Consider the following 13,760-nt stretch of genomic DNA (forward strand, 5'->3'; position numbering starts at 1 on the left):
CATTTTGCCTACTTTTGTACCCGATAACCGTGGTATCAAACTAACAACATAATAATAAAATAGATCTTCCGCTATGGACTTAATGCAAGAGATTATTGCACGCGCTAAAGCAAACAAACAGCGTATCGTTCTTCCCGAAGGAACAGAGGAAAGAACATTGAAAGCTGCCGACCGTTTAGTGGCCGACGGAGTTGCAGACATTATCCTGATTGGCAATCCCGCTGAAATCAACAGCCTGGCTGCTGAGTACGGGTTGAACCACATTGGACAAGCTACTATTATCGATCCGAAGAATCACGAAAAGAAAGCCGCTTACGCCGACCTGCTTTTCCAGTTACGTCAGAAGAAAGGAATGACACCCGAAAAGGCTGCCGTTTTAGTAGAAGATCCTTTGTTTCTTGCCTGCCTGATGATTAAATCCGGTGATGCCGACGGTGAAATTGCCGGCGCACAGAACACAACCGGTAACGTCTTGCGTCCGGCTTTGCAGATCATCAAGACTGCTCCGGGCATGAGCTGCGTATCAGGTGCGTTCCTGATGTTTACAAAAACTCCGCAGTATGGAAAAGACGGTGTTTTAGTATTTGCGGACTGCGCCGTAATGCCGAACCCGACAGCTCCCGAACTGGCAAGTATCGCCATCGCCACTGCTGCTACCGCCCGCGATATCGTAGGTATGGAACCGCGTGTTGCCATGCTGAGTTTCTCTACAAAAGGCAGTGCATCCCACGAAATGGTGGACAAAGTTGTGGAAGCAACCCGCCTGGCAAAAGAAATGGCTCCCGAACTGAAGATCGACGGAGAGTTGCAGGCCGATGCTGCCCTGGTTGAGAAAGTAGCTTCCCTGAAAGCTCCGGGCAGTGAAGTAGCCGGACAGGCTAACGTCATGGTATTCCCGACGTTAGAAGTAGGTAATATCGCTTATAAGCTGGTTCAGCGCCTGGGTGGTGCGGAAGCCGTAGGTCCTATCCTGCAAGGTATGGCTGCTCCGGTTAACGACCTGTCCCGCGGTTGTTCCGTAGACGATATCTATAAGATGGTTGCCATTGCCTGCAACCAATCTATCGGTCTGAAAGCCGCAAAATAAAGATATATGGCCGTAGAGACGCACGGCCGTGCGTCTCTATACAATTAACATTTACGAATCATAAATCATAAAACATGAAAGTCTTAGTATTAAACTGCGGTAGCAGTTCCATCAAATATAAATTGTTCGATATGACATCCGGCGAAGTGATGGCCCAGGGTGGTATCGAAAAGATCGGTCTGCCGGGCGCATTCCTGAAGCTGACCGACAAAGACGGAAAGAAAGTTGTGCTGGAAAAAGAGATTCCCGGCCATAAGGAAGGTATCGAATTTATCCTGAGCATCCTGACAGACAAAACATACGGCTGTATCAAAGAATATACGGAAATCGACGCTGTCGGCCATCGCGTGGTACACGGCGGCGAGAAATTCGCTTCCAGTGTGAAGATCGACCAGGATGTGATCAATAAAGTAATCGAATGTTCCGACCTGGCTCCGCTGCATAACCCGGCTAACCTGAAAGGTATCGATGCTATGGAAGCGCTGATTCCGGGTATTCCCCAGGTGGCAGTTTTCGACACAGCTTTCCATCAGACAATGCCGAGCAAGGCTTATATGTATGGTCTGCCGTATGAGATGTACACGAAATACGGTGTGCGCCGTTACGGATTCCACGGGACAAGCCACCGTTATGTATCCCGTCGCGCCTGTGAAATCTTAGGTGTTCCTTACGAAGAACAGAAGATCATCACGGCTCACGTAGGCAATGGAGGTTCTATCGCCGCTGTCGACCATGGCAAGTGTGTCGATACTTCTATGGGACTGACTCCGGTGGAGGGTCTGCTGATGGGTACCCGTTGCGGGGATGTGGATGCAGGCGCTTTGTCTTTCATCATGGATAAGGAAGGTATGGACGGTGCAGGCCTGTCCGACCTGATCAATAAGAAGAGCGGTGTTGCCGGCCTTTCCGGTATCTCGTCCGATATGCGCGAGATCGAAGCGGCTGTTGCTGCCGGTAACGAACGTGCCATCATGGCATTGGATGTTTACAACTACCGTATCAAGAAATATATCGGTGCTTATGCGGCTGCCATGGGTGGCTGCGATATCCTGGTATGGACAGGTGGCGTAGGTGAGAACCAGTGGGCTACCCGTCGTGTCGTATGTGAAGACATGGAATACATGGGTATGAAGATCGACGTTCAGAAGAACGAAGGTATGCGTGGCGAAGAAATGGTTATCAGTACGCCGGACAGCAAGGTGACGATCATCGTCGTGCCGACCGACGAAGAGTTCATGATCGCTGCCGATACAATGGATATATTAGATAAATAATTATTCTAATCCTCACAGCTTACAAAACATTAGGATTAGTGTTTAGACTGCCCCGACACCGGTTGGGGCAGTCTTTTTTTTTGTCTGTTTGACACGTATTATCCGTTATTTGTTTATCTTTGGAAACTTCTTATTGATCGGGAAACCATTTAAATACAATATTATACCATGAAAGCTTGTAAGTTCTTACTCCTTTTATTGCTGACAGCATGGCTGTTGTCGGAACGTACCGAGGCACAGCAGACGATTTCCGCAGATGATTATCCGTTGTTGGGAGCGCAGGTCTTTATCGAACCCGGACAGACGGAGGAGGAGACGGAAGGCTGGTTCCGGACAATGCACGACAACGGGATGTCGGTTTGCCGCATCCGTATGTTCGAATCGTATATGCGTAAACCCGGCGGTTGGGATTTCTCTCTCTTCGACCGTGCTTTCCGCTTGGCGGAGAAGTATGATATCAAGATTATCGGGACATTCTTTCCGCTGACGGACAAGACGGATATCGGAGGCTGGAAGTTTCCGGAGAGCCGTGCACAGTTGAATACCTTTGCCGAATATATCAAGCAGATGACGACTCATTTCAAGCAATTCAAGTCCCTGTATGCCTGGGTGCTGATCAATGAACCGGGCGGAGGGCTGAAAGATAACGAGTTCTCACGCCAGATGCGCCGGGAGTGGAACAGACAGCATCCGCAGGCGGAATATCTGGAAAACGGTTATCCGGTATTGGTCGATTTGCAGGATAAACGTTTCATGAACTACATGACAACCTGGATGCTCGGCTGGATCGCTTCCGAAGTGCGCAAGTACGATAAGAATATACATCTGCATGTCAATAATCATGCTATTTTCTCGAATATAACGGAATATAACTTCCCCGAGTGGCGTCGTTTCCTGAACAGCCTGGGCGGTTCGGCTCATGCCAGCTGGCATTTTACTCTTTTCCCGCGCGAAGAATACAGCTTAGCGATGTCTGCCGACTGCGAACTGCTGCTGTCCGGTGCCGGGGAACTGCCTTGGTTGATGACGGAGGTGCAGGGAGGAAACAATACTTATAGCGGCGCCCGTGCCATGTGCCCGACAAAGGAAGAGATCACGCAATGGCTCTGGATCGTGATGGGGACGGAAGGGAAAGGCGCGATCTTCTGGTCGCTTAACCCGCGTGCATCGGGCATCGAGTCGGGGGAATGGGCTTTGCTCGACTTCCAGCACCAGCCTACGGACCGGGTGGCTGCCGTTGCCGAGGTCGGCAACTGTCTGAAACAGCATAAAACGCTCTTCTCGGAGGCGAAGAAACTGGATCCGGGAATCAGTATCGTCTATATCCGCGAGTCTCTCTGGACGGAGGATATTGTTTCGAAGGGAACGCCTGCCGCCGAAGACGGGCGTATCATGTGTATGACTAATATGCTGGGCTATTTCAAAGCCTTGTCCGGGAGTGGCATCACCCCGAATCTGAAGGCGTTTGAGGAATATGATTTCAGCCGTCCGGACTATACGGGGCAAACGATTATCCTGGCCCACCAGATTGCTGTGCCTCTTTCATACGTCCCGTTGTTAGAGTCTTTCGTCCAAAAGGGCGGGAAACTGATTGTAGACGGAATGACCGGTTTCTATGACGGGGATGTCCATAATCAGATGTTGACCGGTTTCTCTCTTAAGAACCTCTTTGGTGGCTGTATCTCCGAGTTCAAACGGATCGACACTCCTTACCTGTACCGCCTGAAAGGATACGAACAGCCTGTTCCGGGATATGGTTGGAAGGGATTTATTCGCACGGATAAAGGAGCTGAAACGATTTGCGGGGAAGGGGAGCTTCCGCTGGCATCCCGCTTTGCTTACGGGAAGGGAGAAGTTGTCTGGGTTCCGGGTCTGTTGGGTAGCGGTGCCTGGAAAGGGGACGGCGCGCCACTTGCCGGCTGGGTGCGGCAGGAGTGCGATACGGACCGCTTGCCCTGTTCCTTCAAAACCTATTATAAAGACGTCCTGATGAAGGTGTCTGAGACGAAAGACGCTTATATCGCTGTGGTCGTCAATAAATCAGGTGCTTTGCAAACGATCGCTTTACAGACGGATGGTAAGAAGCGCCCGTCAGAAGTCCTTTTTGCCGATAAAAACGGTTCGATAGACGGTGATATCCTGACTGTCCATCCGGAGGAAACATTGGTTGTTTGCTGGAAAAAATAGTATTCGGACTGCGGAATTATGGCTCCCGTCCCGTTTTTTCTCGCTCCCGTCCCGTAAAATATGGCCCGTGAGCCGTCGGAAAAAAGGATGCCAGTCTTTTTGGAAAGCGATGCCGACCTTTTTCGGAAGCGATGCCTACCTTTTTTTCAGGAAGTCTGCTCCGCCTCGAACTGCTCCATAAAGAGGTTTTCGCCGTCCCATACGATGTATGAGAAGAGATGCATCCAGTCTCCGGCAATCAGGAGGCGGGACGTGCGCGAGAGCATCAGGTCGAGCATGATGTGGCGGTGGCCGAAGATAAAGAAGTTGATGTCGGGATGCGTTTTAAGATATTCCTTTGCAAAAAGGACCATGTATTCGTTCTCCTCTCCCTGATATTCGGCCGCTTCGCTTGTCTGATGCTTCTTCAATCCGCTTTTGCGGCTGCTGAGCGACCAGCCGAGGGCGAAGCCGAATGTCCATCGGGGATGAATGCCTGCATACAGCCATTGGCAGAATTTATTGCGGAAAAGGGTACGGATAAAGCGGAATGCCTTGCTGCGGTAGTCGACCTCGTCGCCGTGTCCGAGGAAGAAGCGTTTGCCTAACAGGTCTACCGTGAGTACGTCCCGATGGATGATGGCGCCGATCTCTTTTGGCAGGTAGTCGAACATCCAGATATCGTGGTTGCCGATAAAGATATGGATTTCCACCCCGCTGTCCGACAACTCCGCCAGTTTGCCAAGGAAACGGACAAAGCCTTTGGGCGCGACATATTTGTATTCGTACCAGTAGTCGAACATATCCCCCAGGAAATAGATTGCCATCGCCTCGTCCTTGATGCTGTCTAACCAGCGCACCAGTCTCTTTTCGACGGCAAGCGGGTCTTTATGGAAACGGGCGCCCAGATGGGCATCCGAAGCAAAATATATTTTCTTTCGAAGGGAATCCATGTTTCTACCGGGTGTATATTATAAGAAGCCCAATTCCAGTTTGGCCTCTTCAGACATCATATCCTTGTCCCATTCGGGTTCGAAAACAAGGTTTATTTCCACATTATTCACGCCATCGACGGATTCGATCTTCATGCGGACGTCTTCAATGATGAAGTCGGCAGCCGGGCAATTGGGGGCGGTGAGGGTCATGTCGATGCGGACGTTCTTCTCATCGTCAACCTCTATATTATAGATCAGGCCAAGATCGTACACGTTCACCGGAATCTCCGGGTCGTACACGGTTTTAAGCATGGCGACAATCGCTTCTTCTGTTTGGAGGAATTCGTTGTTCATCTTTGTTCAATTTGAATGCAAACGTACAAATAAATTGTCAATTGTTCAAAGTTTTCCTTCGTCCGAATAGCTGTAATAGCTGCCGTCGCCGATAACGATATGGTCCAGCAGGTTGATGTCGACCAGCCGGGCAGCACTTTTAAGTCGTTGCGTCAGCTGGTCGTCCTCCCGGCTGGGACGGATGCTTCCCGAAGGATGGTTATGGCAGAGGATGATACTTGAGGCAAGCGCCGTGATCGCCGCTTTCAGTATCAGGCGCAGGTCGGCGGATGTTTCGCTTGTCCCTCCCTGGCTGATTTTGACCTTTTCGATGACTTGGCAAGAGCGGTTGATGAGTACGGCCCACAGTTCTTCGTGCGGAAGGTCGCAGAGCAGGGGATGAAGGAGGCGGAATGTGTCGTGGCTACTCCGGATTTCCGGGCGTTGGATGGGATCGCAGCTCCCGCGGCGTTTCCCCAATTCGAGTGCCGCATTGATGGTGATCGCTTTTACCTGTCCGATGCCTTTGAATTTGGACATCAGTTCTTTGACAGAAAGTTTGCCTAAAGCATTCAGGTTATTATCGACGGAGAAAAGGATACGTTGTGATAGTTGGACAGCCGTTTCATGACTGTTCCCTGAACCGATCAGGATGGCAAGCAGTTCGGCATCGCTAAGAGACGCAATACCTTTCAGTAACATTTTTTCGCGCGGCCGGTCTTCTTCGGCCCATTCTTTTATTTTCATAGCAAGACTTTATTAATTGACAATTGAGAATTGACAATTGACAATTAAATGCGGGAAACTGCAAATTCTTAATTGTCAATTGTCAATTGTCCATTGTTATCGGATACGTCCTACATAAGAACCGTCCTGTGTGTTGATTTCGATCGTTTCGCCTTCTTCGATGAACAAAGGAACGCGAACTTCCGCACCTGATTCAACCGTAGCCGGTTTCAGTGTGTTGGTTGCTGTATCGCCTTTGATTCCCGGTTCGGTATAAGTAACCTTCAGCTGAACCTTTACAGGCATATCTGCGAACAGGACTGTTTCGGTCGAAGCATCTGAAACAACGTCTACCATCTGGCCTTCGATCATGAAGTCTACACCGTTGATCAGGTCTTTGTCGATGATCACGTCGTCATATGTTTCCTGGTTCATGAAGTGATAGTGTTCACCTTCCTGATATGTGTATTGGTACGGGCGACGTTCTACGCGTACGTCTTCCAGTTTTTCACCGATGTTGAAACGACGTTCGATCTGACCGCCTTTTACAACGTCTTTCAGAGTTGTACGCATAATCGTATTACCTTTTCCCGGTTTTACGTGAAGAAAATCGACGCAGAAATAGAGTTTACCGTCCAGACGGATACATGTTCCTTTCTTAATGTCCTGTGAATTAATCATACTTATGTGCTTTATATTATATATTGTTAATTTATCTCGTGATGGATTTTGGGTGCAAAAGTAGTGTTTTCCTCTTAAAGTAACAATAAACTTCTGCTTTTTTATTTGGAAATGGGTTGCAAATCAGTTTGATATGATTCACGATGAGCATGAGTCAGGTGATGATCTGCTTAGAATAGCGAGATAATAAAACTGATAACCGGGACGAGAATTGCCGTCATAATACCCATCAACCCGATTGCCAGTCCGCTCAACGCTCCTTCCACGGCCCCGATTTGGATCGCTACGGATGTCCCGACGCCATGCGAAGAAGCTCCCAACGCCAACCCTTTGGCAATGCGGCTTTCAATGCCTAACACCTTCATGACGAACGGCCCGACGATGCTGCCGAATATCCCGACTGCGACCACGATAACTGCCGTCAGCGAAGGAATGCCTCCCGACTTCTCGGCAATACCCATCGCAATAGGCGTCGTAACCGATTTCGGTTCGAGGGTGGCTACCAATGCCGCGTCCGCTCCCATCAGCTTGCCGATGACGATGACGCTGACAATCCCGACAATCGCTCCTACAAAGACGGAGGTCAGGATCGAGATGACGTTTCCTTTCAGATACTGGATTTGTTCGTAAAGCACATATCCGAGCGCCACGACCGACGGCCCTAACAGGAAATGGATCAGGTGGCTGCCTTTCTGAAAGGATTCATATTCGATATTCATCGTCTTCAGTACGACGATAATGACCAAGATGGAAGTGATAAGCGGATGTAGCAGGCTGATGCGCGTTTTCCTGTAGAGCGCCAGCGATGCGAGGTAAGTGCCGATCACTAACGTAAGGGAAAAGACCTCCGACTGTGCCAGGTTATTCATCATTTGTCGGCCTCCTTCCCTAATTTTTGCTGGATAAGGGCCACGCTGGCAATTACTAATATCGTACTGACAACGGATGCCGTAACGATCACAACCCAGTATTTGGAGATAATGCCCAACGAATTCATCAGGCCTACGCCCGCCGGAAGGAAAAACAATCCCATATTCTCGGTCAGGAGCGTCGAGAGTCTCTTTACTTTATTCGGCTTGACGGCTTTGAATGCCAACGCTAAAAATAACAATACCATCCCGATTACGCTGCCCGGAATGAACCCGTCGATGAAATAACTGATAAACTCTCCTGTAAAATAGAAGAAGAGAATGTAAAATGCTTCTATTAGCATGTCCTTACTGTCTTTTTGATAACCTGCCGCAAAGATAATACCTATGTCGTAAATATGTTCTACAACATAGGTTATTTAACTATCCGGCCAGCGTAGACGAGATAAACATGTAAATCATCATCCCGATAATGTCGTTTGTAATGGTGATAAAAGGTCCGGTCGCCAGAGCCGGATCGATCTTCAGCTTGTCGAGTGTCATAGGCACTAACGTCCCGAAGATACTGGCGAACATTACGACGGCAAACAGGCTGAGGGAAACGGATGCCGTAATAGCCCGATCGCCTAACATAAAGAAGTTATAGATGAATACGACCAGGCTGATGATACTGGCATTAATCAAAGAGACAACCGCTTCTTTCAGTATCTGGGGTACGATATTCCCTTCTTTTAAGCTGTTGTTGGCCAAGCCTTGTACCACGATAGCGGAAGATTGGATCCCGACGTTACCGCCGGTTCCGCCGATAAGCGGGATGAAGAGCGCCATTTTAGGGTTGACGGCAAAGTTCCCTTCGAAGTTCCCTAATATGAGGGAGTTGCCGATACCGCCGATCATGCCGATCAACAGCCAGGGCAGGCGGGCGGCCGTTTGGGTAAAGACGTTGTCCGATGTCTCCACGTCCTGCGAGATACCGGATGCCAACTGGTAGTCACGTTCGTGTTGTTCGCGGACTTCATCCATGACGTCGTCGATGGTGATGCGTCCGACCAGTCGTCCGATGCTGTCGACAACCGGCAGGGCCACAAGGTCGTATTTCTCGATCGTCTCGGTCACTTCCTCGATGCTGTCGCTGTCGCGGACGGAGATCGGGTCTTTCTTCATCACGTGCTTGATCTTCGAGACGGAAGGATTGGTGATCAGTTTCTGGAGCTGGAGCACTCCGCGCAGGCGTTCGTCGTCGTCTACTACATACACATAATAGATCTCGTCCATGTCTTCGGCTTGTTTGCGCATCTCGTCAATACATTTGGGCATACTCCAATTCTCGTTTACCACGATCATTTCCGTACCCATCAAACCGCCGGCAGTGTCTTCGTCATATTTCAACAGGTCGACGATGTCTCCGGCCTGTTCCACGTCCTCGATATGCGAAAGAATCTCTTCCTGGGTGTCTTCGTCCAACTCGCGCATCAGGTCTACGGCGTCGTCGGTCTCCATATTGTCCACGAAGCGTTTGGCGATCAGTTCGTTCGGAAGCTCTTTCAGTAACTTGTGACGGTCTTCTTCGTCCAGTTCCATCAGCACATCCGCCGCCTTTTCGCCATCCATCAGAAGATAAAGGTAGATTGCCTCCTGCAGGTTCAGTTCCTGATACAGTTCGGCGATATCGGCCGGATACAATTCATCCAGTGTCTCCTTGATCTTTGCGTCATCCTTCTCAGAGATGATGCCTTTCAGATTCTCTATATATTCTTTCGTCAGTTCAATCATTTCTCTGCCTATTTAGAAGATGAACAACTTGCTTTATTTCAAATTCCGTTCCGTTATCAACGTCAGCTCCACAAACTGTTCTACCGACAACTGCTCCGGCCGCTTGTCGAAGATCGGGAGCTGGTAATCGGGGCAGTCTTTGCCTAACAGCGGTTTCATGGAATTGCGCAACGTTTTGCGCCGCTGGTTGAAAGAGGTCTTGACAACCGTTTTGAAGAGCTTTTCGTCGCATCCCAATTCCGTCCGGTTGTTGCGAACCATCCGTATCACCGCGCTTTTGACCTTTGGAGGCGGATCGAATACTTTCTCACTGACGGTAAACAGATATTCCACTTCGTACCAGGCTTGCAGCAGGACACTCAGGATACCGTATGTCTTACTGCCCGGACCGGCGGCAAGGCGTTCGGCCACCTCTTTCTGTATCATGCCCGAACAGCAGGGAATATGTTCTTTATAATCGAGAACCTTGAAAAATATCTGACTGGAAATATTATACGGATAATTGCCGATCACGCAGAACTGGCTGGCAAACAACTTGCTGAGATCCAGGCGCAGAAAGTCTTCCGCCAGTATCTTGCCTTCCAAGGCCGGAAAGTTCTGTTCGAGGTAATCGACCGATTCCAGGTCCAGCTCGACCACTGTCAGGTCGTGCCCTTTTTCCAGTAAGAATTGGGTGAGGACGCCCATACCCGGGCCTATTTCCAGTACAGGCAACTGCTTGTAATCGGACAATGTATCTGCAATGCGTTCAGCTATTTGCAGATCTTTCAGGAAATGTTGTCCTAACGCTTTCTTTGGCTTAACTAATCTCATCCACTTCTTTGGTGTATAGTTGTGTTCGTATTTAAATATAATGCTTATCTTTGCAGGCGTACAAAAATACAACAAATAATTTAAAGTCATCTACGCATAATGGATTTTAAAGCAATTCTACGCACGTTTCTCAAGATCATCCTCCCGCTTGCTTTCGGTTGTTTACTGCTCTGGTATTTGTATAGTAAGATGGATCTTGGCGAGATATGGAACGTGATCCGCAAAGGCGTCCGTTACGAAATCATCCTCTTTTCGCTTCTGTTCGGCTTAGGCGCCAATATCGTTCGCGGCTTGCGTTGGGGGTTGCTGATCCGTTCGTTGGGCGATAAGGTGAAGACAAGCAATGTCATTTACGCTGTCCTCGGCAACTATGCCGTAAACCTTGTCCTGCCGCGCGTGGGCGAAGTCTGGCGTTGCGGTATGATCACCAAATATGACAAAATCCCGTTTACCCGCCTGTTGGGCACTTTGCTGATCGACCGTGTGAGCGATACGATCATGGTCGGGTTGATCACGATGTCTATCGTCGTGTTCAATTTCGGTTTCTTCCAGAGCTTCTTTGCGAAGAACCCCGCCTTGCTGGACGGTTTCCAGTCGATGTTCAATTCGATATGGATTTACGTGGCGGCTGTAATTTTTATCGCCGGAATTTGGTTTATATTCACATATATGAGTAACTTTACGCTGGTGAAGAAAGCGAAGTCGATGTTGCAGAACGTCTGGGACGGAATGAAGAGCATCTGGCTGATGAAGCGGAAAGGTCTTTTTGTGATTCAAACATTACTGATCTGGACAGGCTATTTCCTGTACTTCTACATCACTTTCTACGCCTTCGACTTTACCCGCGATCTGGGTGTGACAGTCGGGCTGATCGCTTTTACAATGAGCAGTATCGCAGTGGCTGTGCCCGTTCAGGGAGGTATCGGACCGTGGCATTTTATGGTGATAGCCACCCTGATGTGCTTCGGAGTAAAGGAAACCGATGCAGCGGCTTTCGCCCTGGTCGTACACACAGTGCAGACCGCGTGGCTCGGACTTACAGGATTGTTTGGCGTGGTGGTTTTGCCGTTCACGAACAAGGAAGCCCCGGTTGCTGTTAATGATAATACTATTGCATAAAAATAAAAGTAGCACAAATTAAATTAAACTTCTATGTCAGCAGAAATCAAAAATCTTTCTCCGCAGCCTGTCTGGGGTTATTTCTATGACCTTACGCAAATTCCTCGTCCGACCGGACACATGGAGGCTGTAACCCGTTTTATGGTAGCTTTTGGTAAAGGATTGGGATTGGAAACCCTGCAAGACGAAGTGGGAAACGTTTTGATTCGTAAACCGGCATCTCCGGGAATGGAAGGACACAAAACCGTAACCATGCAGTCTCATCTGGATATGGTTCCGCAGAAGAACTCTTCAGTAAAACACGACTTTCTAACCGACCCGATCGATGCTTACATAGATGGAGACTGGGTGAAAGCCCGCGAAACGACATTAGGCGCCGATAACGGTATGGGTGCCGCTTTTGCGATGGCAGCCCTTGCCGACAAGACCTTGAAGCATGGTCCGCTGGAAGCCCTTTTCACCATTAATGAAGAAGTAGGAATGGACGGCGCGGTCGGCTTGAAACCGGGTTTCCTGAAAGGTGAAATCTTGTTGAACTGCGATTCCGAAGAGGAAGGCGAACTGTTTGTCGGTTGTGCCGGTGGCGCAGACCTGAACGTGTCCATGCAATTTAAGGAAGATACCTATATTCCGGAAGGCGATGTCGCTGTAAAGATCAGCCTGACCGGTTTGAAAGGCGGCCACTCCGGTGTCGATATCCATTTAGGACGTGCGAACGCCAATAAGCTGATGTTCCGTTTCCTGAAAGAGGCGGTACGCGATTATGGTGCGCGCTTGTCGTCTGTCGATGGCGGCTCGTTGCGGAATGCGATCCCTCGCGAGGCTTTTGCTGTCATTACGATTCCCGGCGACAATGTGGAAGCCCTTTGGGAATTTGTATCCGATTATCAGGAAATGTATCGTACCGAATATAAAGGTATTGAAGATAATGTCAATTTCGTATCAGAAATGACCGATATGCCGGCAACTCTGATCCCCGAAGAAATCCAGGACGACCTGATCAATGCGATCGAAGGTTGTCAGAACGGCGTTATCAGTATGTTGGCCGATTTCCCCGGAACAGTGGAATCGTCTACAAATCTGGCGATCGTGAAGTCGTCGAACGAACTGATCGAGATTCAGATCCTGGTGCGCAGCTCTTCCGAGAGCCGCAAAGAAGCGGTTTGCTCCAGCCTGGAAAGCGTATTCGCGCTCGCAGGTGCCAAAGTGGAATATGACGGCGGCTACGGCGGCTGGCAACCGAATATCGATTCTCCGATCCTGAAGATCATGCAGCAAGCCTATATGGACCTGTACGGCAAGAAACCGGAAGCAACCGTGATGCACGCAGGTCTCGAATGCGGCATTATCCAGGAAGCCTATCCGAACATGGATATGATCTCTATCGGCCCGGACCTGCAACATCCGCATTCTCCGGACGAACGGGTAAGCATTCCGTCTGTTGCCCGCACATGGGATTTCATTGTTACGACGCTTGCAAGAATATAATATAATTAGGAGAGGATGTGTCCCCGCGCTTGACGCGGGGTCGCAACATCTCTCTGCCATACTTTCCTTAATAAATCTCCTCACACTTCACTGTATTCCATCTCCGGATTTTTAGTTTCACGTATCTTTTTCTTTGAAACTTTAGTTTCATGCCGATGGAACTTTAGTTTCCTCGGACGAAAATTTAGTTTCCTGCCGTGAAACTTTAGTTTCGACCGCAGACACTTTAGTTTCAATGACTGTCTTTATTTTTGGATAAATATCCGGCTCGATAGGGGCTAAAAAGGGCTGTTTTGGGCGGTTATCTGCAAAAAGGCGTCTTTTTGCATTTTAGCGGTTTTCGTAATGTCTTGATTAATAGTAATGTACTAATTTATATAATGTACGCGTAAAAGGGCTATTTTAGGGGGTAAAACAGATATAAAATTGAATATAAAGTGTTGAATTTTAAAAAGATAGGAGGTCGTTCGGAAATGACTAATGAAAACGTACGTTT

13 protein-coding genes are annotated in these 13,760 nt (G+C 49.0%); 5 read left to right on the plus strand and 8 right to left on the minus strand.

What is annotated here, in order from left to right; genetic code table 11:
• Positions 1-73: 73 nt before the first annotated feature.
• The 3 genes from pta (at position 74) to DWU89_RS12560 (ending at position 4,548) form a co-directional block, all read left to right on the plus strand.
• Positions 74-1,087 (plus strand): phosphate acetyltransferase, encoded by a 1,014-nt coding sequence (gene pta / locus DWU89_RS12550; RefSeq protein ID WP_115499986.1) that lies wholly within the window; start codon positions 74-76, stop codon positions 1,085-1,087.
• A 74-nt stretch (positions 1,088-1,161) separates the two neighbouring features.
• Complete coding sequence (locus tag DWU89_RS12555; protein ID WP_115499987.1) at positions 1,162-2,361, plus strand: acetate/propionate family kinase; 1,200 nt, start codon at positions 1,162-1,164, stop codon at positions 2,359-2,361.
• Positions 2,362-2,529: 168 nt separating this feature from the next.
• Positions 2,530-4,548 carry a hypothetical protein gene (locus DWU89_RS12560; protein WP_115499988.1) on the plus strand — a complete coding sequence of 673 codons (2,019 nt, stop codon included), beginning with the start codon at positions 2,530-2,532 and terminating at the stop codon, positions 4,546-4,548.
• Between the two features lie 146 nt (positions 4,549-4,694).
• On the opposite strand, the gene DWU89_RS12565 is transcribed toward DWU89_RS12560, so the two are convergent.
• The 8 genes from DWU89_RS12565 to rsmA form a co-directional block, all read right to left on the minus strand.
• Positions 4,695-5,480, minus strand: coding sequence for a UDP-2,3-diacylglucosamine diphosphatase (locus tag DWU89_RS12565; protein WP_115499989.1), 786 nt, complete (start codon positions 5,478-5,480; stop codon positions 4,695-4,697).
• 18 nt (positions 5,481-5,498) lie between these two features.
• Positions 5,499-5,816 (minus strand): SUF system Fe-S cluster assembly protein, encoded by a 318-nt coding sequence (locus DWU89_RS12570; protein WP_115499990.1) that lies wholly within the window; start codon positions 5,814-5,816, stop codon positions 5,499-5,501.
• A gap of 45 nt (positions 5,817-5,861) precedes the next feature.
• The gene (gene radC / locus DWU89_RS12575) at positions 5,862-6,542 is read right to left on the minus strand and encodes a RadC family protein (RefSeq protein ID WP_115499991.1); all 681 of its coding nucleotides are present in this window, start codon (positions 6,540-6,542) and stop codon (positions 5,862-5,864) included.
• A gap of 96 nt (positions 6,543-6,638) precedes the next feature.
• The gene (efp, locus tag DWU89_RS12580) at positions 6,639-7,202 is read right to left on the minus strand and encodes an elongation factor P (protein ID WP_115499992.1); all 564 of its coding nucleotides are present in this window, start codon (positions 7,200-7,202) and stop codon (positions 6,639-6,641) included.
• A gap of 170 nt (positions 7,203-7,372) precedes the next feature.
• The gene (locus DWU89_RS12585) at positions 7,373-8,071 is read right to left on the minus strand and encodes an LrgB family protein (RefSeq protein ID WP_115499999.1); all 699 of its coding nucleotides are present in this window, start codon (positions 8,069-8,071) and stop codon (positions 7,373-7,375) included.
• Positions 8,071-8,415: a CidA/LrgA family protein gene (locus DWU89_RS12590; RefSeq protein WP_115499993.1), complete on the minus strand. Its 345-nt coding sequence runs from the start codon at positions 8,413-8,415 to the stop codon at positions 8,071-8,073. The genes DWU89_RS12585 and DWU89_RS12590 overlap by 1 nt, the downstream gene beginning before the upstream one ends.
• Before the next feature lie 79 nt (positions 8,416-8,494).
• Positions 8,495-9,844, minus strand: a complete 1,350-nt coding sequence (gene mgtE / locus DWU89_RS12595; RefSeq protein ID WP_115499994.1) for a magnesium transporter — start codon at positions 9,842-9,844, stop codon at positions 8,495-8,497.
• 33 nt (positions 9,845-9,877) lie between these two features.
• On the minus strand, positions 9,878-10,657 hold the full coding sequence (gene rsmA / locus DWU89_RS12600) for a 16S rRNA (adenine(1518)-N(6)/adenine(1519)-N(6))-dimethyltransferase RsmA (RefSeq protein ID WP_115500000.1): 780 nt from the start codon (positions 10,655-10,657) through the stop codon (positions 9,878-9,880).
• A gap of 99 nt (positions 10,658-10,756) precedes the next feature.
• Here rsmA and DWU89_RS12605 point away from each other — a divergent pair, with 99 nt between their 5' ends.
• Together DWU89_RS12605 and DWU89_RS12610 are read left to right on the plus strand one after the other, a co-directional pair.
• Positions 10,757-11,776 (plus strand): lysylphosphatidylglycerol synthase transmembrane domain-containing protein, encoded by a 1,020-nt coding sequence (locus DWU89_RS12605; protein ID WP_115499995.1) that lies wholly within the window; start codon positions 10,757-10,759, stop codon positions 11,774-11,776.
• 33 nt (positions 11,777-11,809) lie between these two features.
• A complete protein-coding gene (locus DWU89_RS12610) occupies positions 11,810-13,264 on the plus strand; it encodes an aminoacyl-histidine dipeptidase (protein ID WP_115499996.1) in 1,455 nt (484 codons plus the stop codon).
• Positions 13,265-13,760 lie beyond the last annotated feature (496 nt).

This window comes from Parabacteroides acidifaciens, from assembly GCF_003363715.1.
Taxonomy (GTDB): Bacteria; Bacteroidota; Bacteroidia; order Bacteroidales; family Tannerellaceae; genus Parabacteroides; species Parabacteroides acidifaciens.